This is a genomic window from Streptomyces sp. NPDC111520, from assembly GCF_055635295.1.
The window spans coordinates 668674-692968 of the sequence record NZ_JBVKBW010000001.1 but is presented as its reverse complement, the minus strand read 5'-3'; the positions used below and the strand labels follow the sequence as shown (position 1 = coordinate 692968).

At 71.3% G+C, this 24295-nt stretch carries 18 protein-coding genes and 1 pseudogene; 15 read left to right on the top strand and 4 right to left on the bottom strand.

Translation table 11 applies throughout. From position 1 onward, the window contains the following. From ACZ7MY_RS03160 to ACZ7MY_RS03100, 13 genes are all read left to right on the top strand, one after another. A complete protein-coding gene (locus ACZ7MY_RS03160; protein WP_499599071.1) occupies positions 1-1698 on the top strand; it encodes a phosphate ABC transporter substrate-binding protein PstS in 1698 nt (565 codons plus the stop codon). Continuing rightward, positions 1695-4196 carry a hypothetical protein gene (locus tag ACZ7MY_RS03155; RefSeq protein ID WP_499599069.1) on the top strand — a complete coding sequence of 834 codons (2502 nt, stop codon included), beginning with the start codon at positions 1695-1697 and terminating at the stop codon, positions 4194-4196. The genes ACZ7MY_RS03160 and ACZ7MY_RS03155 overlap by 4 nt, the downstream gene beginning before the upstream one ends. 106 nt (positions 4197-4302) lie before the next feature. Further along, positions 4303-5286, top strand: a complete 984-nt coding sequence (locus ACZ7MY_RS03150) for a hypothetical protein (protein WP_499599067.1) — start codon at positions 4303-4305, stop codon at positions 5284-5286. Between the two features lie 55 nt (positions 5287-5341). Next, positions 5342-6916 (top strand): Ig-like domain-containing protein, encoded by a 1575-nt coding sequence (locus ACZ7MY_RS03145; protein ID WP_499599065.1) that lies wholly within the window; start codon positions 5342-5344, stop codon positions 6914-6916. Positions 6917-7097: 181 nt separating this feature from the next. Beyond that, complete coding sequence (locus ACZ7MY_RS03140; protein ID WP_499599064.1) at positions 7098-8984, top strand: hypothetical protein; 1887 nt, start codon at positions 7098-7100, stop codon at positions 8982-8984. A gap of 44 nt (positions 8985-9028) precedes the next feature. After that, a complete protein-coding gene (locus ACZ7MY_RS03135; protein WP_499599062.1) occupies positions 9029-9898 on the top strand; it encodes a hypothetical protein in 870 nt (289 codons plus the stop codon). Between the two features lie 17 nt (positions 9899-9915). After that, positions 9916-11223 (top strand): Ig-like domain repeat protein, encoded by a 1308-nt coding sequence (locus tag ACZ7MY_RS03130; protein WP_499599061.1) that lies wholly within the window; start codon positions 9916-9918, stop codon positions 11221-11223. Next, complete coding sequence (locus tag ACZ7MY_RS03125) at positions 11220-12191, top strand: sortase domain-containing protein (protein ID WP_499599059.1); 972 nt, start codon at positions 11220-11222, stop codon at positions 12189-12191. The genes ACZ7MY_RS03130 and ACZ7MY_RS03125 overlap by 4 nt, the downstream gene beginning before the upstream one ends. A gap of 70 nt (positions 12192-12261) precedes the next feature. Further along, positions 12262-13026 (top strand): phosphate ABC transporter ATP-binding protein, encoded by a 765-nt coding sequence (locus ACZ7MY_RS03120; RefSeq protein ID WP_499599358.1) that lies wholly within the window; start codon positions 12262-12264, stop codon positions 13024-13026. 9 nt (positions 13027-13035) lie between these two features. Next, positions 13036-13641 carry a flavoprotein gene (locus ACZ7MY_RS03115; protein ID WP_499599058.1) on the top strand — a complete coding sequence of 202 codons (606 nt, stop codon included), beginning with the start codon at positions 13036-13038 and terminating at the stop codon, positions 13639-13641. A 358-nt stretch (positions 13642-13999) separates the two neighbouring features. Next, positions 14000-15763 carry a phosphate ABC transporter substrate-binding protein PstS gene (gene pstS / locus ACZ7MY_RS03110; protein ID WP_499599056.1) on the top strand — a complete coding sequence of 588 codons (1764 nt, stop codon included), beginning with the start codon at positions 14000-14002 and terminating at the stop codon, positions 15761-15763. Between the two features lie 303 nt (positions 15764-16066). Further along, positions 16067-16507, top strand: a complete 441-nt coding sequence (locus ACZ7MY_RS03105) for a VOC family protein (RefSeq protein ID WP_499599054.1) — start codon at positions 16067-16069, stop codon at positions 16505-16507. A gap of 271 nt (positions 16508-16778) precedes the next feature. Further along, complete coding sequence (locus ACZ7MY_RS03100; RefSeq protein WP_499599053.1) at positions 16779-17186, top strand: DUF6416 domain-containing protein; 408 nt, start codon at positions 16779-16781, stop codon at positions 17184-17186. Between the two features lie 409 nt (positions 17187-17595). Here ACZ7MY_RS03100 and ACZ7MY_RS03095 read toward each other — a convergent pair whose 3' ends face one another. Further along, positions 17596-17883, bottom strand: a complete 288-nt coding sequence (locus ACZ7MY_RS03095) for a hypothetical protein (protein WP_499599052.1) — start codon at positions 17881-17883, stop codon at positions 17596-17598. Positions 17884-18037: 154 nt separating this feature from the next. Here ACZ7MY_RS03095 and ACZ7MY_RS03090 point away from each other — a divergent pair, with 154 nt between their 5' ends. Continuing rightward, positions 18038-18523, top strand: coding sequence for a DUF5959 family protein (locus ACZ7MY_RS03090; RefSeq protein ID WP_499599051.1), 486 nt, complete (start codon positions 18038-18040; stop codon positions 18521-18523). 233 nt (positions 18524-18756) lie between these two features. Here the strand turns inward: ACZ7MY_RS03090 and ACZ7MY_RS03085 are convergent, their stop codons facing one another. Beyond that, entirely contained in the window at positions 18757-19053 is a 297-nt protein-coding gene (locus ACZ7MY_RS03085) for a putative DNA-mimic protein (protein ID WP_499599356.1), read from the bottom strand. Between the two features lie 128 nt (positions 19054-19181). Between ACZ7MY_RS03085 and ACZ7MY_RS03080 the strand changes: the two genes are divergently transcribed. Then, positions 19182-19772: an Imm21 family immunity protein gene (locus ACZ7MY_RS03080; RefSeq protein WP_499599049.1), complete on the top strand. Its 591-nt coding sequence runs from the start codon at positions 19182-19184 to the stop codon at positions 19770-19772. Positions 19773-19858: 86 nt separating this feature from the next. Here the strand turns inward: ACZ7MY_RS03080 and ACZ7MY_RS03075 are convergent. Both ACZ7MY_RS03075 and ACZ7MY_RS03070 read right to left on the bottom strand, forming a co-directional pair. Then, positions 19859-20044: pseudogene (locus ACZ7MY_RS03075) on the bottom strand (NUDIX hydrolase); the annotation flags it as partial. Positions 20045-20428: 384 nt separating this feature from the next. Continuing rightward, entirely contained in the window at positions 20429-23578 is a 3150-nt protein-coding gene (locus ACZ7MY_RS03070) for an FG-GAP-like repeat-containing protein (RefSeq protein WP_499599048.1), read from the bottom strand. Positions 23579-24295 lie beyond the last annotated feature (717 nt).

The window sequence follows — 24295 nt, the reverse complement described above, 5'->3', positions numbered from 1 at the left end:
ATGCCCGGAGCACGTCCGGCACCCTCCGAACGTCCCCGCGTCAGAATCCTGACCGCCCTCGCCCTGATCCTGGCGGCGCTGCTGTTCGGCGCCTCGCTGCCCGTCGCCGAGGAGGCGGCCGCCGCGACGTACGTCCCGATCTCGGGCGCCGGGTCCACGTGGAGCCAGAACGCCCTGGACCAATGGCGGGCCAACGTCAAGCAGTACAACATGACGGTCAACTACAACGGCACCGGTTCGTCCGACGGCCGCAACCAGTTCCGCAACGGCACCGTGGACTACGGCGTCTCCGAGATCCCCTACGGCATCAAGGACTCCGGCGTCGTCGACAGCGCCCCCCGCCGCAAGTTCGCCTACATGCCGATCGTCGCCGGCGGCACGTCGTTCATGTACAACCTCACGATCGGCAACCGGCGGGTCACCAACCTGCGGCTGTCCGGCGAAACGATCACCAAGATCTTCACCGGGGTCATCAAGACCTGGAACGACCCGGCGATCAAGGACGACAACCCCGCGCTCCGCAATTCGCTGCCCGCCCGCCGGATCGTCCCCGTGGTGCGTTCCGACGGCTCCGGCACCACCGCGCAGTTCACCGCCTGGATGGCCAGCGAGCACGCCTCGATGTGGGACGCCTACTGCCGCAAGGCGGGCCGCAGCACCCCCTGCGGGACCACCTCGAACTTCCCGATCGCCTCGGGCAACGGCTTCGTCGGCCAGGCCGGCTCCAACGGCGTCTCGGGTTACGTGGCCCAGAAGGGCAACGTCGGCACCATCACCTACGTCGAGTACTCCTACGCCGTCTACACCACCGGCTTCCCGGTGGCCAAGGTGCTCAACAAGGCCGGCTACTACACCGAGCCCACGGCCCGGAACGTCGCGGTGGGCCTCCTCAAGGCGGACATCAACCCCACGACCCTGACCCAGGAACTCACCGGCGTCTACCGGGACAGCGACGCGCGGGCCTACCCGCTGTCGAGCTACAGCTACATGATCATTCCGACCGCGGTGGAGTACAAGTTCAACGAGCAGAAGGGCAAGTCACTCGGCGACTTCGCGTACTACTTCCTCTGCCAGGGACAGCAGCACGTGGACGACCTGGGCTACTCGCCCCTGCCGATCAACCTCGTCGAGGCCGGTCTGAAGCAGGTCCGCCGGATCCCCGGCGTCGACGTCGAGTCGATCGACATCAAGAAGTGCCACAACCCCACGTTCTCCGCCAACGGCGAGAACACCCTCGCCAAGACCGCCCCCTTCCCGCCCGCGTGTGACAAGAAGGGCTCGTCCCAGTGCGCCACCGGCACCGGCGGCGACCGCAGGTCGACCACGGTGTCCGGCGGCAAGGGCGGCGGTTCGACTTCCGGCGGCTCCGGCAGCGGCACCAACGGTGGCGCGACGAACGGCACGGGCGGTTCGACCGGCAAGCCCGGCGACGGCGGGAGCTCGGGAGGCACGGCGTCGGGCGGCACGGACGCGTCGCCTTCGGTCGACCCCGACACCGGGCAGGTGGTCACCAACGACGGCTCGGCCTCGGGCACCGTCGACGGCGGCGCCTACTCCCAGCCCGTCACCACCTCCGCCAGCATCGGCGGCGGCACCCGCCGCGTCCTGATGGTGCTCGCGGCGGTGCTGTTGCTGGCGCTGACGGTGGCGCCACCGATGCTCACCACGCTGCTCGGCGCGAAGCGGAGGCGGTCGTGATCGCACCTCGCATCCGTCGGCCCCTGCTGCGGACGCTGGTCGCGTGCGTCCTGGTGCTGGCCGGTGCCGCCGCGCCGGTCGCCACCTCGCAGGCCGACACGGGCGCGAGCGGTTCCGCCGCGACCGTCTCCGGCACGGGCCGGTTCGCCGACCTGAAGGTGACCGTCGGCCAGACCCGCAACCTGGTCAACCAGGTCGTGAAGATCACCTGGAAGGGCGCCACGCCCACGGCGGACGACACCAAGTACCCCGCCGACTACCTCCAGATCATGCAGTGCTGGGGCGACGACCCCAAGGGGCCGAGCCCCGAGCAGTGCCAGTTCGGCGGCTCGGCCGACGCCGGGGCCGGCGTGGGTGCCGGCGCGTGGACCAACACCCGTCAGCTCAGCTACGGCGGACTCAAGGACCCGGCGCAGACGCTGCCGCCGCCCCCCGAGGACAGCAGCCTGTCGTTCATGCCGTTCCGCTCGGTCACCGGCGAACTGCTGAACACCGGCAACACCAACGTCTACTTCGACTCGAACACCACCAACGAGGTGCCCTACGCCCGCACGGGCCCCAACGGCACCGGCGAGGTGTACTTCGAGATGCAGACCGCGAGCGAGGCCCCCGGCCTCGGCTGCGGCGAGGTGCCCAAGGGCAGGACCACGGCGCGCTCGTGCTGGCTCGTCGTGGTGCCGCGCGGTGAGACCGAGGTGGACGGCAGCTCGTACCGCTCCCAGGCGGACGGCGTGCTGCAGTCCTCGCCGCTCTCCGCGACCAACTGGAAGGAGCGCATGGTCGTCCCGCTGCGCTTCGAGCCGACCGGCACCTTCTGCCCGATCGGGGCCGACGAGCGCCCGACCCTCGGCTCCGAGCTGGTGGGCGAGGCGGTGCGACGCTGGCAGCCCACCCTGTGCGGGACCGGTGACAAGACCATCTACGGCTACGCCCAGGTGACCGACGACACCGCCCGGGCCAAGCTGGTCTCCGGCAAGCCAGGCATGGTCTTCATCAACCGGGCGGCGACCGCCGACCAGGTGCCGCCGGACCAGAAACCGGTTTACGCGCCGGTGACGCTCTCCGGCCTGACCATAGGCTTCTTCATCGAGAGCCGGGCGAGGTCCGGCGCGCCGGACACCGTCAAGGAGCGCAACGGCAGCCGCCTCGAATCGCTCAACCTCACCCCGCGCCTGGTGGCCAAGCTGCTCACCGAGTCCTACCAGGACGGCAACTCGCGCTTCGCCGAGAGCACCGCGAAGAACCCGTACAACCTGGGGTACGACCCGGAGTTCGTCAAGTACAACCCGGGGTACACCGACCTGGAGTTCCCCGGGTACCTCGGCGACGCCATCGTGGCCCAGCCGCTGGCGGACGCCACCTGGCAGCTGTGGCAGTGGATCGACCAGGACCCGGCCGCCCGGGAGTTCCTCGACGGCACCCCCGACAACAAGGGCGCGCACGGCAACCAGGCCTTCTCCGGGATGACGGTCAACCCGCACTACAAGGACATGGCCCTGCCGCAGAGCAGCTTCCCCAAGAGCGACCCCTTCTGCCAGGAGTTCGCGTCCGACCCCGACGACCCGCGCGCCCAGCCGCCCCTGTGCATCCAGGACAAGCACCCCTACGCCGCCGACCTGCACTCGGCTGCCCGGGCCGCCGCACGCGGCGAGACCCTGTCCCGCGGCAACTGGGACCCGACCACCAATCCGCCCGCGTACAAGAAGGACCCCCCGCTGCCCGCGGGCAAGCGGGCGATCCTCGCCGTGACCGACACGGCGACGGCGCTGCGGTACGGGCTGGTGACGGCGAAGCTCCAGAACGCCTCCGGTGCCTTCGTGGCCCCGACCGGTTCCACCCTGCTGGCCGGTGAGAAGGCGATGAAGCCCGGTGGGGTGGCCGGGGTCCGCGTGGGCGACCCGCGGGCGACGGCCAAGAACGCGTACCCGCTCACCATGGTGAGCTACGCCGCCACCGTCCCCGAGAGGCTCAGCAAGCAGGAGGGCCGGGACTACGCGGCGCTGCTGCGGTACGCCGTGGGCAAGGGCCAGGCGCCCGGAGTGACCCCCGGCACGCTCCCCGACGGGTACGCCCCGCTGCCGGCGTCGCTGCGCAAGCAGACCGAGTCGGCCGCTGACGCCGTCGTGTCCCGGTCGGGGCCCTCCGTGCCCGAGGAGGAGGGCGAGAACACCTCCGACGGCACGGGCGGCGGTTCGGGCGGCAGCGGCAGTGGCGGCGGTCAGACGGTCGACACCACGCCTTCCACGACGCCGTCCTCGCCCCCGCCGGGCACCCAGGCGTCCACGGCGCCGCCGGTCCCCGTGGCCGCCGAGAGCCCGCTGTCCCGCACTCCGGCGTGGGCGCTGGGCGCCATGCGCTACGTCCTGCTGGTCGCCCTGGCCGCCGGGCTCGTCGCGGCGGTCTGCGGCCCCCTCCTGCCGAGGGTGGCGCCGCGACTCGTGGCGGGCTTCCAGACCTGGCGTGCGAAGGGCACGTCCGGACGAGAGCCGAGGGGGTGATGCCCGAACCCGAGACCACGACAGGTCCGCGCCAACGAACTGTCTGAAACAACCGTGCCGGGCACCACCCGGCGCAAGCCTATCCGAGAGGTAAACGCAAGTGAACATGCGCAAGTTCGCAGTGGCCGTCATCGGCGCCGCCGGCCTGCTCACCGGTACCGTCTGCGGCAGCGTCGCCGTCGCCGACCCCTCCGGTGCCCCGGCCTTCCGCCAGCTGTCCGGTGTCGGCTCCGACACCACTCAGGACGTCATGAACGGCATGGCCCAGTCGGTCACCATCGGCGGCCAGAAGGTCATCGGCTCCTACGACGCCACCGGCACGACGAAGATCTCGACCAAGAGCGGCGCCGCCTGCACCATCGACCGCCCGAACGGTTCGGGTGCCGGCCGCAACGCCCTGGTCGCCTCCCTCCAGGCCGGCGACAACTGCCTGGACTTCGCCCGGTCCTCCAGCCTCAACCTGGGCGCCGTGGACCCGGACCTCACCTACGTCCCGTTCGCCGTGGACGGCGTGACCTACGCGATCACCGGCTCCAGCCAGATCCCGCGCAAGCTCACGCTGAACGACCTGAAGCAGATCTACACCTGCAACAAGGACTACGTCGGCACCGCTCCCAACTTCACCATGACGGCGTACCTCCCGCAGGCGGGCTCCGGCACGCGCAGCTTCTGGGAGTCCACCGTCGGCATCTCGGACACCGACGTGAAGAACGGCGTCTACCCCTGCATCAAGGACGCCAAGAACGGCAACCCGGTGCAGGAGCACGACGGCCGCGTCCTCGACGACAAGTCGATCGTGCCGTTCTCCATCGCCCAGTACAGCTCGCAGGCCACGCAGACCATCGCGGACCTCCGCGGCAAGGCCGTCCTCGGCACCATCGACGGTCTCGCGCCGACCGTGCTGAACAGCAACTTCGGTGTGAAGCGCGACGTCTACAACGTGATCCCGACCAGCAAGGTCGGCACCGCGCCGTGGAGCACGGTCTTCGTCGGCTCGAACTCGCTGATCTGCCAGAAGACCGACGTGATCAACACCTACGGCTTCGCTGCCAACGCCAACTGCGGCGACACCAGCAAGCAGACCCCCTGATCACGCCCTGCTGTTTCCGTCACCTTCGCAACCTCCGAAGAGGGAGAACACGACAGTGTTCAAGAACAAGCTCTCGCGGGCCATGGCGGGCGGTCTCGCGAGCCTCGTCGCCGCCTGCGCGGCCGGCCTGATCGCGGCCCCCGCCGCGCACGCCGCCGAGATCGGCACCCTGTCCTTCAACCCGGCCACCGGTACCGACACCACGGGCATCGCGCTGACCACCACGGACGCCTGCCCCGACGAGGCGACCAACGTCATCGTGTCCGTCACCGGTTCGGGCTTCCCGGCCGAGGGCCAGACCGTCGTCGGCAACGCGTCCAAGGAGATCTACCCGATCTCCGGTGACGGCGGGATGGTCATCCCGCTGACGCAGACCATGCGCGACTACGCCAAGGACGCCGGCTTCAACGAGCTGAAGGGCGAGTACTCCTTCAAGGTCACCTGCCGCCTGGCCTTCGGCTCCTCGAACTTCGGCGACTTCACCGGTTCGATCTGGTTCACCTCCAACGAGACGTACCAGGACACCGACCCGAGCGTGAAGACCGACACCACCACCTCCCTCGCGGCCTCCCCGGCCAGCCCGGTCACCGAGGGCGAGACGGTCACGCTGACCGCGAACGTGGCCCCGGCCGCCGCCGCGGGCAAGGTGCAGTTCAAGGACAACGGCACCGCGCTCGGCTCCCCGGTCACCGTCTCCGCCGGCACCGCGGTGCTCACCACGAACGCGCTGGCCGCGGGCGACCACGACCTGACCGCCGAGTTCACCCCGACCGGCGCGGCGTACAACCCGTCCGCCTCCACCGCGGTGGCGTACAAGGTGAACGCCCCGCAGGCGACGGCGACGACGACCTCGCTGGCGATCTCGCCGTCCGACACCACGCCGCAGTTCAGCCCGGTCACCATGAACGCCACGGTCACCCCCGCCGCCGCGGCCGGTTCCGTGAAGTTCCAGGACACCGTGGGCGGTACCACCACCACGCTGGCCACCGTCCCCGTCTCGGGCGGCCAGGCCTCCTACACCACCAGCGGCCTCGACAAGGGTGAGCACGCCTTCTCCGCCACCTTCGTCCCGGCGAACTCCGCGGCCTACACCGGTTCCGACTCCGGCGCCGTGCCGTACCTGATCGGTGACTTCGCGGGCGTCTCCGCCTCGCAGGACATCACCACCACCGTCGAGTCCGGCGCCCTGGTCATCAGCGTCGACAACCCGCACGTCACCCTGCCGTCGCCGGTGCTGAACGCCGACGGCGACCTGCTGACGACCGCGGGCGACATCAACACCGTCACCCTGACCGACACCCGCGCCGGCAACCCCGGCTGGAGCGTCAGCGGCCAGGTGACCGACTTCTCCGACGGTGGCACGCACGCCATCAACGGCCAGAACCTGGGCTGGACGCCGAACGTGGTCGACCACGCCCCGGCGCAGACCGTCACCGCCGGCTCCGCGGTCGCCGCGGCGCAGGGTGTCGCCTCCGGTGACGCCGGTCAGGGCGGCCTGAAGGCCTCCCGCTCCCTGGCCACCGGTACCGGCCTCGGTACCGCGCACCTGGGTGCGGACCTCGCTCTGAACGTGCCGACCTCCACCGTGGCCGGCACCTACACCGCGACCCTCACCCTGACGGCCATCTGAGCCGGCGGACGGCCTGAGGGGCGCTGACGCCCCCGGGGCCGGCCCGGGCCGGGACGGGCAGCGATGCCCGTCCCGGCTCCCGGGTCCGGCCCGTCCGCACGCACCGGCCCATGCGCCCCGGTACCCCGCCGCGGCCCCCTGTACCACCCCGTCCCACCCGCGCCCGATCGGACGACCTGACATGATCACACGATCAGCCCGCCGTATCGCCGCCGTCCTGGCCGCCTGCGTCCTCGCCGTACTCCCGGCCGCCGAAACGGCGTCGGCCGCCACCCCGCAGGCCGCCGCCTCGCACGCGGCCTCCGCACGACCCGGCGCGGGCCCGAACGGGCGCACCACCTTCGGTGTCCAGCCGTCGACGGCCGACAAGCCCGACGGCCGGCCCAACTACTCGTACGGCGTGACCCCGGGAGCCGTCATCCGGGACCACATCGCCATCTGGAACTACAGCGCCAAGCCGCTGACGCTGGACGTCTACGCCGCCGACGCCGTCAACTCCGCCGAGGGCGGCTTCGACCTGCTGCCGAGGGCCACCAAGTCCGCCGACGCCGGCACCTGGGTCAAGCTCGGCAGGTCCCGGGTGACCGTGGCCTCCCGCTCCCGCGTCATCGTCCCCTTCACGCTGACCGTGCCGCGCACCGTGAGCCCCGGCGACCACCCCGCCGGCATCGTCGCCTCGCTGTCCGCGGTGCGCACCGGCGCCAAGGGCGACCGGGTCCAGGTCGACCAGCGCGTCGGCGCCCGGATGTACCTGCGGGTGGCCGGCCGGCTGCGGCCGCTGCTCGACGTCGAGGACGTCCACACCGAGTACCACGGCACGGCCAACCCCTTCGGGACCGGCACCGCGACGGTGTCGTACACCGTGCGCAACTCCGGCAACGTCCGGCTCGCCGCCGAGCAGACGGTCCGCGTCCACGACGCGTTCGGGGGCATCGCCACGGTGAAGGGCTCGCGCGACCTCGCCGAGATCCTGCCGGGCAACGCGCTGAGGATCAGCGTCACGGCCACCGGCGTCCTGCCCACGGTGCGGGACGCCACCACCGTCTCGGTCGACGCGGTCTCCGTACGCGGTGACGTCGCGATCCCCGACCTGCCGAGCCTGACCCGCACCCAGGGCTTCTGGGCGGTGCCCTGGTCGCTGCTGGCCGTGCTGCTGGTCGTCGTCGTGGCGGCCGTGGTGTGGTGGGTCCGCCGCAGGCGCCGCCGCCGCGGTCAGCGCCCGGACGCCGCGCGCACCGCCGCGACCTCGCCGAAGAAGCCGGCCCCCGCCTCGCGCGCCTCCGCCCCCGTCGCCATGGTGCTGGCCGCCCTCTCGCTGTGGGCGGGCGCCCCCGCGGCCCACGCCGCCGAGCGCGGCGGCCTCACGGTCGCGCCGCAGCACGGCAGCGCCACCGAGCCCATGACCCTCACCGCCGCCGGGCCCTGCCCCGACGGGACGCGGAACCTCATCGCCTGGGTGAAGGGCGCGGGATTCCCCCGCGACGGCAAGGTCGTCGTCGGCAACTCCGAGATCGGCACCTACCCGTCGGCGTCCGGCGGCGGACCCGTGGTCCCGCTGACGTACACGATGCAGGACTACGCCCTCGACGCCGGCTTCAGCACCCTGCGCGGCACCTACACCTTCACCGTCAGCTGCCTGGAGGCCCCCTTCGGCCTCAAGAGCCTGCGGGACTTCAGCGGTTCGCTCCGCTTCACCTCCAAGACCTCCTACAAGGACGGCACCCGGGCCACCCCCGAGAACCCCGGGGCGGCACGTTCCGCCCGGCCCGGCGGTACGGCAGGTCCCGGCCCGTCGTCCACCCCTGGCGGGTCCGGCCCGTCGGCCCCGGCCGGCGGCCAGGGCACCGTGCCCTCCGGCTCCCCGTACGCCTCCGGCGCGCCCGGCCAGGGCGGTGTCACCGGCGTGGTGAACGCCGCCTCGGCCGACCCGGCCGGGGACGGGAGCGGCTCCCTCGCCGCCTGGTCGCTCGGCGGCTTCGCGGTCGCCTTCCTGGTGCTCCTGGCGGGCGCCGCCCAGTGGGTGCGCGGGCGCAGAGGACGTACCGCGTCGGCGGACACGTCCGGCTGAGCACCCGTCACCCACGTCCATCACAAGCAATGAGGAGAAAGAAAGTGTCGTTCACACGCCTGCACCGCTCGACCGCGGCCGCGCTCGGCTCGCTCGTCCTGGCCGGAGGGGCGGTGGGCATCATGGCCGCGACCTCCGCGCACGCGGACACCATCGGCACCCTGAAGGTGAACCCGGCCACCGGCACGGACACCAGCGGGATGGACCTCACCACCTCGGGCATGTGCCCGGCAGAGGCGACCAACGTCATCGTGTCCGTCACCGGTTCGGGCTTCCCCGAGGAGGGCATGAACGTCGTCGGCAACGCGTCCAAGGAGATCTACCCCGCGAGCGAGGGCGGCTTCCGCGTCCCGCTGTCGCAGACCATGCGCGACTACGCGAAGGACGCGGGCTTCGACGTGCTCCAGGGCCGCTACGAGTTCACGGTCACCTGCCGCATGGCGTTCGGCGAGACCACGTACGGCGACTTCAAGGGGTCGGTCTGGTTCACCTCCAACACCGCGTACCAGGACACCGACCCCGCGGGCGGCACCCCGAGCACCACGCCGAGCACCACGCCGAGCACCACCCCGTCGAACACCACCACGCCGACGACGGACCCGACCGACACCGGCGAGCCCACCGACACCGGTGACCCGACGGACACCGGCGAGCCCACGGACACCGGTGACCCGACCGACACCAGCGGTGGCGACACGACCGGTGGCGACACGACCGACGGCGGCTCGGAGGGCATCTCCACCGAGGTCGACGGCGGCGCCTCGGGCGACGACGGCGGCTCCCTGGCCGCCACCGGCGCCGACGCCGGCTGGCTGGCCGCCGCCGCGGCCGCCCTGGTCGGGGCCGGGACCGTGGTCGTCCGGCAGGCGCGCCGCCGCGGCCTGCTGTCCTTCTCCGACTCCTCGAACGACTGAGACGGCGGGGAACGACCATGAAGATCACGACCGTGCGCCGGCGGCTCTCGCTGGTGCTCGCCTCGGCGCTCGCGGCCGGCGGCATCGCCGTCGCCGTCGCCGGGACAGCCAGGGCCGAGGTCATCGGCTCCATGGAGGTCGCGCCGGCCACCGGCACGGACCTGTCGGGGATGTCGCTGACCACGTCGGCGCCGTGCCCCGACGAGGCGACCAACCTCATCGTCAAGGTGACCGGTTCGGGCTTCCCGGCCGAGGGCCAGAACGTGGTGGGCAACTCGGAGATCGCCATCTACCCCGGGGCCCCCGGCGGCGGCTTCACCGTGCCGCTGATGCAGACGATGCGCGACTACGCGAAGGACGCGGGCTTCGACGAGCTGAAGGGCCGCTACGACTTCACCCTGACCTGCCGCAAGGCCTTCGGGTCGGCGACGTACGGCGACTTCACCACCGCCGTCTGGTTCACCTCCGACACCACGTACCAGAGCACCCCGCCCCCCACCCAGGCCGCCACCACGACCACCCTCGCCGCCTCCCCGGCGAGCCCGGTGGTGCAGGGCACCGCGGTGAAGCTCACCGCGACGGTGGCCCCGGCCGCGGCCGCGGGCTCGGTCCGCTTCCTGGACGGCGCGGCCCAGATAGGCTCGCCGGTCACCGTGTCGAACGGCACCGCCTCGCTGAGCACCGGCGCCCTGGGCGTCGGCAGCCACACGCTGACCGCGGCGTTCACCCCGGCCGACGCGGCGGCGTACAAGCCCTCGATCTCGGCGGCCCTCCCGTACACGGTCAAGGTCAAGCCCCCGGTGGTCGTCACCGCCGCGAAGGTGACCGGCACCGCCAAGGTCGCCTCGCAGGTGACCTGTTCCGCCACGTTCAGCGGGGCGACCTCGTACGCGTACGGCTGGCTGCGCGACAGCAAGGTCATCAGCGGCGCGACCGCGAAGACCTTCGGCCTGACCTCGAGCGACTACAAGCACAAGGTCTCCTGCCGGATCACCGCGAAGAACAGCACCGGCAGCACCGCGGCGACCAGCCCCGCGGTGACCGTGGCCGTCGGGCCGGCCCTGAAGTACACCAAGCTGCCGACCGTCAGCGGCACCGCCAAGGTCGGCAAGCGGCTCACCGCCAAGGCCGGCAGCTGGAAGCCCTCCGCCACGTCCTACGGCTACGAGTGGCGGCGTGACGGCAAGGTGATCCGCGGCGCCACGCACTCCACCTACGTGCTGACCAAGTCCGACCGCGGGCACCGCGTCGCGGTCAAGATCACCGCGAAGCGTTCGGGCTACTCCAACGGCAGCGCCACCTCCAAGTCGGTGAAGGTCGGATGACCCAGCTCGGCACCCCGGTCCGCGTGGCCCCCGGCCACGACCGGCCCGCCCCCTCGGGGGACGGGCCGGCGGACCGCACCCCGCCGGGGCCGGCGGCCGGCCGGACGCGCACGCGTCCGGCCGGCCCCGGCCTGCGGGTCACCGGTGCGGCACTGAGCATCCTGGCGGCCCTGCTCCTCGGCTTCGTCGTGGACGTGGGCCTGCTCGGCCAGGTCCGCCACGCCCGCGACCAGCAGGTCGACTACGCCGCCCTGCGCAACGACCTCGCCAACGGCGTGGCACCCGTGGGCGGCTCGGGCGACGGCCTCAAGCCGCTGACCTCCGGCACCCCGGTGGCGGTGCTCTCCGTCCCCGGGCTCGGCCTGCGCGAGGTCGTCGGCGAGGGCACCACCTCGGAGGTCCTGACCCGCGGTCCGGGCCACCGCCGCGACACCCCGCTGCCCGGCCAGGCCGGCGTCAGCGTCATCATGGGGCGCCAGGCGACCTACGGCGGCCCGTTCCGGCACCTCGGCGGTCTCCACCCGGGCGAGCAGCTCACCGTGACCACCGGTCAGGGCGTGCACCGCTACCGCGTCGTCGCGGTCCGCCGCGCCGGTGACCCCCAGCCCGCGCCGCCCGCGGCCGGCAAGGGCCGCCTGACGCTGATCACCGCCGAGGGCACCCCCTTCATGCCGAAGGGCATCCTGCGGGTGGACGCGGACCTGATGTCCGACGTCCAGCCCGCCTCCGCCCCCGCCGTTCCGGCCGGCGCGCTGCCCGCCGAAGAGGCCGCGATGGCCGTCCAGGAGTCCGCCTGGCTGCCGGTCGTCCTGTGGGGCCAGGCCATGCTCCTCGCCGCCGCCGGTCTCGCCTGGGCCCACGCCCGCTGGGGACGGCGGCACGCCTGGGTCGTCGGCGTCCCCGTGCTCGGCCTGCTCGGCCTCCTCGTCGCGGACCACGCGGCACTGCTCCTGCCCAACCTGATGTGAGGACCCGTTCGTGACCGAGACCACCATCCCGCTCCCGCCGATCACCGAGGACGCCCACGCCGGCGCGACCCTGGACGCCCGCCGCATCTCGTGCTGGTTCGGCGACCACAAGGTCCTCGAACGGGTCTCCCTGACCATGCCCGCCGGGCAGGTCACCGCCCTCATCGGCCCCTCGGGCTGCGGCAAGTCCACCTTCCTGCGGACCCTCAACCGCATGCACGAGCTCGTGCCCTCCGCCTCCCTGGCCGGCGAGGTCCTGCTGGACGGCGAGGACATCTACGCCCGCGGACGCCGCCTCACCGAGGCCCGCCGCCGCATCGGCATGGTCTTCCAGAAGCCCAACCCCTTCCCGGCGATGTCGATCTACGACAACGTCACCGCGGGCCTCAAGCTCACCGGCCAGCGGGTCCGGGACTCCCTGAAGGACGACCTCGTCGAGGAGTGCCTGACCAAGGCCGGCCTCTGGAAGGAGGTCCGGGCCCGGCTGCGCCAGCCCGGCGGCGCCCTCTCCGGCGGTCAGCAGCAGCGCCTGTGCATCGCCCGCTCGCTGGCCGTACGGCCCAAGGTGCTGCTCATGGACGAGCCCTGCTCGGCCCTGGACCCCACCTCGACCCGGCGCATCGAGGAGACGATCCGCGAACTGGCCCACGAGGTCACGATCGTGATCGTCACCCACAACATGCAGCAGGCCGCCCGCGTCTCGGACCAGTGCGCCTTCTTCCTCGCCGAACAGGGCACGCCCGGCGGCATCGTGGAGCACGGCCCCACCACGGCCATGTTCGGCAGCCCGACCGACCCGCGGACGGCCGACTACGTGGAGGGCCGGTTCGGGTAAGGGGTGGTCATGCCTTCGTACACGTCCCCACCGCGGGCACGGCCGGCCCGCGGGGTCCTCGCCGTCGTCGGCTCGGCCGCCGACGGCGTCGAGACCCTGCGCGAGGGACTCGTGCTGCCCGCGATCGCCCGCGGCTGGCGCGTCGCCGTGACGCTCACCCCGGCCGCCGCACTCCGGATGCGCGAACAGGGCGAGACCGGGCGGCTGCGCGACGCCACCGGCCTGCCCGTACGCGACCGGTCGCGGCTCCCCGGCGAGCCGCGGCCCCATCCGGACCCGGACTGCTGCGTGCTGGCCCCGGCCGACGCCGACACCCTGGCCAAGCTCGCCCTCGGCATCGCCGACAACCAGGGCCTCACCCTGCTCGCCGAGGTCCTCGGCACCCCGCACGTGCCGCTCGTGGCCGTCCCCGTCGTCAGCGCGGCCCACGCCCGCCACCCCGCGTGGCCGGGCCACCTCGCGACCCTCCGCGCGGCGGGCGTCCACCTGCTGCCCGTCCCGGACGTACGGCCCGACCCGGACGCACGGCCCCTGCCGGAACCGGGCGACGCGCCCGGCGGGCGCGGCCTTCCCTGGACGGACGTCCTGGAGACGATCGACCGCGTGACGGGCTGAGGGCGGCGCCGTCGCGGACCTGGGCCACCAGGTCCCGGCGTTGGTGCGTTGGCTGTTCGGCCTTCACCTTTCCGCCGCCCCGGGTTGCGGCCGGCCGCGCATCCTTGCGCGATGCGATCGGGCACGGGGAGTGACCCTCGATCGCGCCCCGGGCACGGACACCGTGCCCCGCGACAGGGGGGAACGACGGTTCATGGCAGGCGGTCGGCGATCAGCGGCACCGGTCCCGTCGGTGCGGGTCCGCACCGGGACGTCGAGCGCGCATGAGCAGGCGCGCCCACCCCAGGCCCTCCGGTCACCCGCAACCGCGCCACCACCACTGCCCGCACCCCTCCACACCGATCAGGAGTCACCCGCCATGCCCGGCCCGCGTCCGGCACTCTTCGCACGCCCGACCATCGTCACCGCCCTCTCCCTCCTGGCCGCCCTCCTGTTCGGCGCCACCCCGGCGACCGCCGCGACACACGTACCGATCTCCGGTGCCGGGTCGACCTGGAGCCAGAACGCGTTCGACCAGTGGCGTGCCGACGTCCAGCAGGACGGCATGCACGTGAACTACAACGGCACGGGCTCGTCGGACGGCCGCAACCAGTTCCGCAACGGCACCGTGGACTTCGCCGCCTCCGATGTCCCCTACGGCCTCGACGACTCCGGCGTCGCCGACCCGCCGCCGTCGCGCCAGTACGCGTACATGCCGATCGTCGCCGGTGGCACGTCGTTCATGTACAACCTCACCATCGGCGGCCGGCGCGTCACCGACCTGCGGCTGTCCGGCGAGGTCATCGCCAAGATCTTCACCGGCCGGATCACGATGTGGAACGATCCCGCCATCAAGGCCGACAACCCGGCGCTGGCCGCCACGCTGCCCGCCCGCCGGGTCGTCCCGGTGGTGCGCTCCGACAGTTCGGGTACCACGGCGCAGTTCAGCACCTGGATGAGCAAGCAGTACACGTCGCTGTGGGACGACTACTGCCGCGAGGCAGGCCGCAGCACCCCCTGCGGGACGGCGTCGCTCTACCCCGTCGCGCCGGGCAGTAGCTTCGTCCGCCTGGCAGGCTCGAACGGCGTGTCCGGCTACGTGGCGCAGTCCCGCAACGTGGGCACCATCACGTACGTCGAGTACTCCTACGCGGCGATCACGACTGGGTCCCCCGTCGCCAAGGTGCTCAACAAGGCCGGGTACTACGTCGCGCCCACCGCGCAGAACGTCGCGGTCGCGCTTCTGAAGGCGCGGATCAACGAGGACAGCTCCTCGCCCGACTACCTGACGCAGGCCCTCGACGGCGTCTACGACAGCACGGACCCGCGCGCGTACCCCCTCTCCGGGTACGGCTACGCGATCGTCCCGACCAAGGTGGAGCGCAACTTCACCCTGCAGAAGGGCGAGTCCCTCGGTGCCTTCGCGTACTACTTCCTCTGCCAGGGGCAGCAGCACGTGGACAAGCTGGGCTACTCGCCACTGCCCATCAACCTCGTCCAGGCGGGCCTGAACCAGGTCCGCAGGATTCCCGGCGTCGACGTCCAGAGCATCGACATCAAGAGCTGCCACAACCCCACCTTCTCCACCGACGGCACCAACACCCTGGCGCTGACGGCCCCTTACCCGTCCCCCTGCGACCGGGTGGGCAGCACGCCGTGCGACGGCAGCGTCCCCGGCGGCCGGACGCAGTCGATCACGACGACCCTCGCGCCGGGGGCGCTGCTGATCTCCGTGGCGGGTGACGCGCACGTCGAGTTGCCCGGTCCGCGGCTCGACGCCTCGGGCGAGTACCTGCACACCACGGGGCAGATGACCCCGGTCACCGTCACGGACACCCGCCCCGGCAACATCGACTGGACGGCTTCGGGCCAGGTCGGCGACTTCAGGGGCCAGTCCGGAAGCGTCCTCGACGGGAGCAGCCTGACCTGGGCCCCCGCGATCGTCGACCGCGGCAACGTCCGGTCCGTCACGGCGGGCGCCCCGGTCGCCCCCGGCGACGGCGGCGGGCTCAAGGCCGTCCGGACGCTGGCCAGCGGAGTCGGCCCCGGCACCACGGACGTCGGGGCCGGCCTCGACCTCGACGCCCCGAGCTCCACGCCGCCCGGCACGTACACGGCGGTCCTGACGCTGACCGTCATCTGACCCGAACCCCGGCAGCCCCCACAGCCCCGCCGGTGGACGCCCCACCCGACCACGGTCGGCCACGACGTCCACCGGCGCCGGAGCACTCCGGGCGGCAAGCTTCCGGCCGGGCAGAAACCCCTGCGGCCACGGCGCTCCCGCCGGTGGTTCCGGCCGGGCACGCCTACCCTGGCGGACGGGTTCCTGCCTCCGGATGGATCCCCCCGGGTCCGGCGGTCCGCGGATGTCGAAGACGTGTGATCGGCTCCGTCCCAGGGACACCAGCGGCCGCACCGGCCGCACGAGGAAGAGGGAGAGACCGGCATGGCGATTCAGCGGATGGACAACGTCGGCATCGTCGTCGAGGACCTGGACGCCGCCGTCGCGTTCTTCGTGGAGCTCGGCATGGAGCTGGAGGGCAGGGCCGAGGTTCAGGGCCCCTTCGCCGACCAGTGCACCGGACTCGACGGCGTGCACTGCGACATCGCGATGGTCCGGACCCCGGACGGCCGCAGCCGGCTCGAGCTGGCCAAGTACCGCAGCCCCGCCGCGATCGGTGCCGGGCCGCGCGACCGGCCGCACAACGTCCTGGGCACGCACCGCGTCATGTTCGCCGTGGACGACATCGAGGACACCGTCGCCCGCCTGCGCCCGCACGGCGCCGAACTCCTGGGCGGGATCGCCCGGTTCGAGGACAGCTATCTGCTCTGCTACCTCCGCGGCCCGGAGGGCATCATCGTCGGACTGGCCGAGCAACTGGGCTGAGCAGGCGGAGCCCGGCGGCTGCATGCCGAGCAGGCGGCAACCGTGCCGCGTCGTACGGGGAAGCCGAGGGCCGAGCCCCGCGGATCCATTCGTCCCCGGACAGCACGGGGACGTCCTCGCGGGGTCGGTTTCCCGCCGTGCCCCCGCGCACCGCTCGGCAGCGGGCCCTGCTAACCGGTAGAACTTCGACACGGATTCGACACGCAGTGTGCTGGCGGATCTGTACGGTGCGAACGACACACACGTTGGTGGCGAACCGTTGGGGGCGGACATGACGGCGTATCTGACCGAGGCTGATCCACGATGGGCCAAGCACTCTGGTGAAGCGGGGCACTACGGAGCCGCGGAATGGGGTCCGGAGGACTTGGAGCGCGCCGCGGTGTTCCTGGCCGAGCTCGCCCCACAGGCCCGGCGGATGTTCGACTACATGCTGCGCACCCCTGGCCGTATGATCCACTGCACGGAGCTGGCGGACAAAGCTCTGGGCTGGCCGAACGAGGGGAATCTGGCGGCGCGCGTGGCGGGTGTGGTGCATGGAATGGATAAAGGCCAGGGCAACAGCGGACGCCGGTATCCGTTCTACTGGTGGGCGGCCCCTGAGGGGAGCACGGGCGCAACGTACGCAGTCCGCCCCTCGGTGGCAGCTGTGTTCCTGGCCGCTCAGCTCAACGCCGCGTGACCTGTACAGCCACAACTGACCACAAACGGCCCTGACCTGCAGCCTCCTGCATGATCACCATGACCTGCTGCTGAGCCGTTGACGCTTGTCAGCGTTGGTCATCATTGAGCGCCCTTCCACGGCCCCAGGACGGCCCGGGAGGGCGCTCACGCGTCGGGGACGTCTGCCTTGTAAGCCTGGTGGTCGGGGTCGTCGGGGGCACGCAGGTCAACCCAGGTTTGAAGGGGACCCAGCTCAGTGGGTCATCTCGACTGCGACAAACCGTCATTGACCGCTGCTGACCTTCCGATGTGGCACGGTTGTGGCACGCGAACATCACCTGTCTCCTCGGGCAGCGTGATGTCGTTGAGGCTGCCAACCCCGACGGCCTTCGAGGTGGGCCAGGGCGGCAGATAGCAGCAGGAGTTGATCAATCCTCTGTCCCCAACTCTCCTGCGGTGCCGGCATCCTGGGCGTGGTAGCGCAGGGCGCGCATTACCGTGTCCGCCTCGTCGCCGTGCGTTTCCTGCATGGGTCCCCCGAGAGCGGCATTCCGGGCGGCGATGTCGCCCAGGGCGCGCAGCACGGCGTCCGCGTGCTCGGCCTGCAATTGCCGACTTGGCCCCGCCGCCTGGAGATCGCTTCCCATGGCGACGGAGATCGCTTCCCGGGCCGGGAGGAACACAACCGGAGCCGAGTACGCGGCCAGGTCGTTCACACGGACCAGGCGCAGCCCGACTTGGCCTGGCTGAGATCCTAGTGCTGGCACCACTGGGGATGTGCTCTGCCGGTGTCCGTGGCCGGAGCTAGCCTGTCGTGCGTTGGGCCGCTCCGAAGACGCGGAGATGGACGGGCGCCGAGAGTGAGGGACGATGACCGGGCAAGCAGCCGTAGACCTGATTCGCCTCGCCGATGACGAGGGAAACAGCGTCGCTGTACAGGTGACCGGACGGGAAATGCCGGGGGTGCTGACGGGTCATGACACCCTGATTGCGAACGTCCTGGTCACGACCGGGTTCGTCAGTGGGCAACTGAAAGTTTGGCTCTTGCCCAGCGACCTGATCGACTGGGAAACAGCTCTCGACTCGTTGGCGGCGGGGCGGGACGTCAGTTGGATGGGAGATCGCGCGCCCGAGATCAGAATCCGACTCGAAGGAGAGCGCGGCTGTCCCGACGTCATCGTTGACGACGTACCGGGCTCCATGGCGACAGTGACAGTCCCCGTGGCTCTCGAAGAGGGCTGGATAGATGATCAGCGTCGCCGTTTGGGCGAGGTTCGCCGGCGCTGGCCCCGCGAGGTGGTGCAACCCTCCTTCGGTGTCTACGAGTGGAGTCCGAACCGAAAGCGACATCCGTAGCCGGGTGGCCTGGCCTCATCTCCAGCCCCGCATATGGAGCGATTGCCGCAGCGCCATCGGGCGTTTTCGGCTTCACGTCGAGTGTCCCGGCACCAGTTGGGAAGACTGAGGCTGCGGACCGTGCCTGGGCGGACGCTGACCTGCGGCAGAGCGACCCCGTCACCGCCATTCCCCATGGGCCCCCGTTCGGCACTGCCTCACCTGGTACGGCTGTGGCACGCCCGATCCCCTTCTCAGCTGAAGGCGATGGCGGCTCCGGTCGCGATCGAGAGTCTCGCGGCCTGGATGAGTTGCAGGCAGACATACGATTCGACGCCGTAACGCGGCCATCCCTCGGTGGCCGGCTCTTCGGCATCGGCGACTTCGAAGACCTCTTCGGAGTGCGGATCGAGGTCTTCAGGAAGACCGAGGGCTTCAGCGAGCCGACGGGTTTCCGCGAGCAGTCGCACCGAGGAGCCGAGGTAGCCGCCGCGCGCCTTCTTGTCGACGATGACGCGAGCGAAGTCGACGGGGCCGTAGTAGCCCTCGATGAAGTAGAGAAAGTCTTACCGCGCTGTGTAGCCGTTGTTCCTGTCCTGTCTGGGCTGTGAGGATCACGTTGCGAGTAGCTGCTCAGGGTGCCCGCCGACGCTGTCGGTGGCTGGAGGCACACTGGGGCATGAGCATTTCTCCGACGGCCAGGGGCGCCGAACTGCCAGAGCCCTCCCCAATCTGGGTTGAGTCGCTGGGCGGCCCCTTGATCGTCGTTCCGGTCTCCGCTCTGCCTGTGTGGCGAGGCGCCACCGAGACGGGGGCACTTGCTGGAGACGCGACCGCACAGGATGACTACGACCGGGCATGCGCTGTGGACGACCTTGCAGGCGTGATCACCATTGGTGAGAACGGCACACAGGCATTGGTGCTGGCGGACGAGCCTGCCAACAGTTGCTATATGCCCGAGCATCGGGCTTTCCTGCGCTGGCTCGCCGCCGACTCCGCAGCCACGTTGAAGGCCGCAGGAGAGGCTGTCCTGCGAGACCCCACCACCCCGTGGGAAGAATGTGGCACGTGGGTATCGGACGGCCCGGCCGTTCTCTTTGACTCCGCTGGGGCGGGTGCCGAGCTGAACGTGGAATATCCCGGTGGTGGGATGCCCGCTCAGGCACCGGTCCTGCTGCCCGCCGGCCGCTGGAAGGTTCGCGCCGTTCACACCGAGGCGGACGAGGACAACTGGGTGGGCTTGGTGCAGCTTCTTCCCGCAGACGGCTGAACTCCGCGACGAGTACCGACCACCACGGCGCCGGCAGGTGGTTTGGCTACGCCGCTATTCCGCGGGCAGCCAAGATCAATCACGTACTACCGGCGCACTAGGCGCTTGCCGTCGTGGCTCCTGACGACGTGCGGAGCGTTGGCGTCGAGGGCGTCGAGCAGTCGGACTGCGCAGACTTCGGACATGCGCTCTGCGACCTCGTCGGGCGTGAGCGAGTCGACGGCCGTTGACTCGTCCCTGCCACCTACGCGCGTTGTGCCGCGGGTCGGCTCGGGGACCACCGGAGCCGGGTCGAGGGGCGGGGGAGACAGCGTCCCGCCCGCCGGAACCCCGGCCCCCGCGCGTCGAGGCCGCCCGCGCGAACCCGGTGGCGGCCGGATGGCACCGGGGCGCCCCCGCGATCACGCGCAGCCCCGACCGCTGCGGCGCTCGCCCCGGCAGGCCTGCGACCAGCAAAAAGCCCCTCCCTGAGGGAGGGGCGCAGTGGGTGCCCCCGGCAGGACTCGAACCTGCGGGCCAAGCGCTGAGAAGGCGCTTGGCACGTCGAGAGCCACACCCCTGCTGGGCCGCCCCTGGGTCGCTGCTGTCCGTGTCGGCACAGGGGGTGCGCTGTCGGCGCAGCGACTGCGCCGACACCGCACCCCCTCACTTCGAGGTCAGAACAGACCCTTGAATCCGTTCCAGCCGCCGGTGCCGATCAGCACCCGGCCGCCGTATGTGCCGACCCCCGTGGAGGCGTATCGCCACAGATTCCCGGCGGAGTCCCGCGCCAGCAGATCGGCGCGTCCGTCACCGGACAGGTCACCGACCCCGACGAGAGCGGAGTAGCCGCCCCACCCGCTGCCGACCCGCACCCGGGTGGTCACGCCACCGGTGGAGGTCCCGTAGTACCGCCACAGCACACCGGCCGAGTCGACCCCGAGCAGGTCGCCACGCCCGTCCCCGTTCAGGTCCCCGGCCCCGACGATCCGCTTGTACAGCTTCCAGTTCGTCCCGATGCGCAGCCGGGCCTTCAGCCGGTGATCAGCTGTGCCGGCGTAGAAGTACATATCACCGGTGGACGTCTGGCGTGCTATCAGGTCGACAAAGCCGTCCCCGTTCACATCACCCGGCGACGTCAGCTGGTCGTACTGGGCCCAGCCGGCACCGATCAGCGTGTACGGCGATGAGGCGGTGACGATCTTCCCGCACCCCGGCCGGTAGGCCCGCAGTTGGTCACCCACCCGCACGAGCACATCGGCGCACCGGTCCCCGTTCACGTCCCCGCCGGGCACAAGCACGGAGTTGGTGGCGAACTTGCTGCCGGACCCGGCGGTACGGGACGACAGCGCACCGGTCCCTGTACCCCTGTACAGCGACACGGCCCCGGTCGTGTCCATCGCCAGAAGGTCGCCGAACCCGTCGTCACCGACCATGTCCCGCCACACGGCGGCACCGCCGGTCACCGGTACCGTCCCGGAGACGGAGAGGTCCGCCTGAACGCCGTCGGCCGGCTTCGCGGTCAGGGTCCAGACGTACGCCCCGTTCGGGACGTACTTCCCGGCCGCGTCCTTGCCGTCCCACGACGGCGTGATCAGCCCCCGGGCCTCCCCGCCGGAGAGCGTCCGCACGGTCTTCCCGGTCGCCTTGTTCTTCATCGTCAGCGACCACGTCGCCGCCGGCTTCGACAGCCACCAAAGCGGTTTCCAAGCACCGGCCTTGCTGTCCATGGCGGGCGTGTCGGCGTCGATGACGGCGATCCGGGAGGCCGGCACGCCCGACGGGACGATCCGCACTCGGCGGTCCTCGCCCGTGTACGCGACGTGACCGCCGAAGCGGTCGACGGTCCACCCGGACCGGCGCCCGGTCCGGTCTCCGAGCTCGGCGGCGGTGACGACCACCCGCTGGGGCAGGTCCGCTTCCTTGCCGCTGAGCGGGAGGCCGTTGTGCAGGTCGACGAGGGTGAGGCCGGTCGCGTCCGAGCGGTGGACCAGGTAGCCGTCGCCGAGAAGCGTCTCGTCGGCCCCGAGCTTCAGGGAGCGCTTGGCTTGCCGGTCGTAGACACCGGCGCCCTTGAAGTCGTGCCAGTAGTCGCTGCACCGCCAGTACACCCAACGGCCCACGGCCTGCAGGTCACTGGGGACGCAACCCGCGTCGAAGGAGTCGCCGGCGGCACCCGTCGACAGGTTCTTCGCGGCCACCCCGGTCGGCACGCCCGAGCCGGTGTCGTCCCACCGGCCGAGGGAGCTCCACAGGGTGTTGCCCCAGACGGAGGCCGCGACCGGCTCCCGCTTCAGGAGCACGCTCCCGGTGTCGGCGTCCTTGAAGTGGAGGATCGCCTGCTGGCCGCCCGACGCCTGGTTCACGACGCCGAACCGGCCGGAGAGGTCGACGAGTTGCGGGCTGCCGAGCCCGGAGGTCACCCTCGGACCCCACGGGGCGGCGCCGTTCCGGTAGAGCATGGTGACGTCCTGCTCGGTCGCGGCCTTGCGGCCGTGATAGCCGTCGCCGCTCGCGAACATGGTCACGCAGTAGATGCCGTAGGTGGGGCTGCAGGAGTTGTCGTCCCGGCCGGACACGAGGCCGTCGACGGTCGAGTTCAGCTCCTCCGGACGGCCGGAGGTCTTCAGCCAGGTGCTCCGGTAGCCGCCGATGTAGGTGCCGGGGCTGTAGTACTGCGAGTCGTCGGCCGTGGTGAGGATGCCGCTGCCCAGCGAGATGCCGGCCGGCTTGGCCTCCCGGTCCTCGATGTCCGCGAGGCGCTTGCGGGTGACGGTGCCGTCCGCGGCGGGGGTGAAGAGGTAGTACCCCCAGTCCAGTGCGCCTTCGGTGGTGTTCTCCTCCGCACCGGCCACCAGGAGCGAGCCGTCGGGAGTGCGGTGGACCGAGGGGGAGGCGACGGCCAGCAGGGACTTCGAGTTCCCCTTGGCGTCGCGCAGGAAGAGCTCGTTGCCCCGATACTCGTTGTTGCCGGGGTTCGGCGGGGTCACGGTGACGAAGCCGTCGTCGAGGGGCCGGACGACTTCGTTGTACGAGGCCACGTCCCGCAGGTCGACGGTGGTCGGCTCCGCGTCCAGGTCGTCGCGGCGGTACACCAGGGCGGCGTCGCCGGACGGGGCGCCGAATTGGAAGACGGTGTCCCGGTCGAAGGAGACGCTCTCGCCGTGCGGGGAGAGCGCCTTCACGCCCCCGGTGGCGAGGTCGACGACCCACCACCCCTGGGACATCGTGGTGCCCTCCCACTTGATGCCGCGAACGGCGACGGACCGGGCGTCGCCCTCGCTGATGGAAAGGTTCCACCCCTCCGGCAGGCCCTCCAGTTTCCGGTCCAGCACCTCGCCGTCCTCCAGGTGCAGGAGGTGCAGGCTCGTGACGGCGTTCTCGGTGCCGGTCCGGGTGATGACGGTGTCGCCGTAGGTCGCGACGTACGTCTGGCCCTCCGGGATCGGGACCGTAGCCGATGGTCCGCCACCGGCCCGCTGCTGGAGCGTCACGTGCGGGGTCGGGGAATCCGCGTAGAGGGCGACGGTGTCGGAGCCGTGGCCGAAGTCCTCCGGGTACTTGGCGAAGCGGAACTCGTCCACGTCGTAGGCGAGCGGCTCGGGCAGCCGGTGCTCGAGGATGGTCGTCGCACCGGTGGCGTAGTCGATCCAGCGGAGGCGGTCGTCACCCTCCTGGGCGGTGAGGAAACCGGTCTCGCCGGCGTTCAGGACGATGGTGGCGCGGGGCACGAAGCGCGCGCCCGGGCTGATGACGACGGGATCGGCGGACGCGCTCGGAACCTCGGCGACGGCCGTCCCCGCGGCGGTGCCGATTCCGGCGGTCACGGCAAGCGTGACGGTGAGAGCGATACGGCCGAGCGCGCGCCGGCGGCGCCTGGCCCGTCTGTTCAGCCGACGAATCACGAAAGAGTCCTCCCCAGGGCAATCGACGCAAGGGGGGCGCTCATTGAATCGCCGCTCATCCCTGCGCGAGCAGGACGACAGTAGCAGGAGGATCACCGCACGGCATCGGGTTTTTGAACGTGTTCAAAGACTGATCGCGGTCCGTGTCACGCCCTACGGGGCGACGGCGACCGTTTGGGCGTTCGTTCTCTTCCTCCGGTCGAGAACTGCGACACGCAGTCGACACAGCCACCCGCGAAAACCCGGTGACGGTCGGACAGCACCGGAGCGTCCTGGAGTGCGCCCTTGATCGCCAAGGGGGCATCCGCGACTGGCCTGCGTCGAGTGAAGCCGTCCCTGGCCAGCAAAAGGCCCTCCCGCTGGGAGGGCTGGGTGCGGGTGCCCCCGGCAGGGCTCGAACCTGCGGCCAAGCGCTTAGAAGATGCGGGCATACCCCCATAGCTCGCGCCGGCCGGCTTCCGGGACCGCTGCGGCGGGTTGGTGAGAGTTGCCGTCGTTCGCCCTCGTTGCCGTCAGCGCTGCTGTCTCTGCCGTCGCTCGACCGAATGACTCACGTGCACGCTTTCCAAGTCTGCGTATGCCGGTCACAGGTCGGTACGGGATCGTTCCCCTCTGTTCATGTCGGCTCGTTCCCGCAGG

Coding starts and splice junctions, on each gene's coding strand:
- ACZ7MY_RS03125 (WP_499599059.1), top strand. CDS start 11,220: ATGACCCAGCTCGGCACCCCGGTCCGCGTGGCCCCCGGCCACGACCGG.
- pstS (WP_499599056.1), top strand. CDS start 14,000: ATGCCCGGCCCGCGTCCGGCACTCTTCGCACGCCCGACCATCGTCACC.
- ACZ7MY_RS03080 (WP_499599049.1), top strand. CDS start 19,182: ATGAGCATTTCTCCGACGGCCAGGGGCGCCGAACTGCCAGAGCCCTCC.
- ACZ7MY_RS03100 (WP_499599053.1), top strand. CDS start 16,779: ATGACGGCGTATCTGACCGAGGCTGATCCACGATGGGCCAAGCACTCT.
- ACZ7MY_RS03115 (WP_499599058.1), top strand. CDS start 13,036: ATGCCTTCGTACACGTCCCCACCGCGGGCACGGCCGGCCCGCGGGGTC.
- ACZ7MY_RS03140 (WP_499599064.1), top strand. CDS start 7,098: ATGATCACACGATCAGCCCGCCGTATCGCCGCCGTCCTGGCCGCCTGC.
- ACZ7MY_RS03130 (WP_499599061.1), top strand. CDS start 9,916: ATGAAGATCACGACCGTGCGCCGGCGGCTCTCGCTGGTGCTCGCCTCG.
- ACZ7MY_RS03105 (WP_499599054.1), top strand. CDS start 16,067: ATGGCGATTCAGCGGATGGACAACGTCGGCATCGTCGTCGAGGACCTG.
- ACZ7MY_RS03090 (WP_499599051.1), top strand. CDS start 18,038: ATGACCGGGCAAGCAGCCGTAGACCTGATTCGCCTCGCCGATGACGAG.
- ACZ7MY_RS03150 (WP_499599067.1), top strand. CDS start 4,303: ATGCGCAAGTTCGCAGTGGCCGTCATCGGCGCCGCCGGCCTGCTCACC.
- ACZ7MY_RS03160 (WP_499599071.1), top strand. CDS start 1: ATGCCCGGAGCACGTCCGGCACCCTCCGAACGTCCCCGCGTCAGAATC.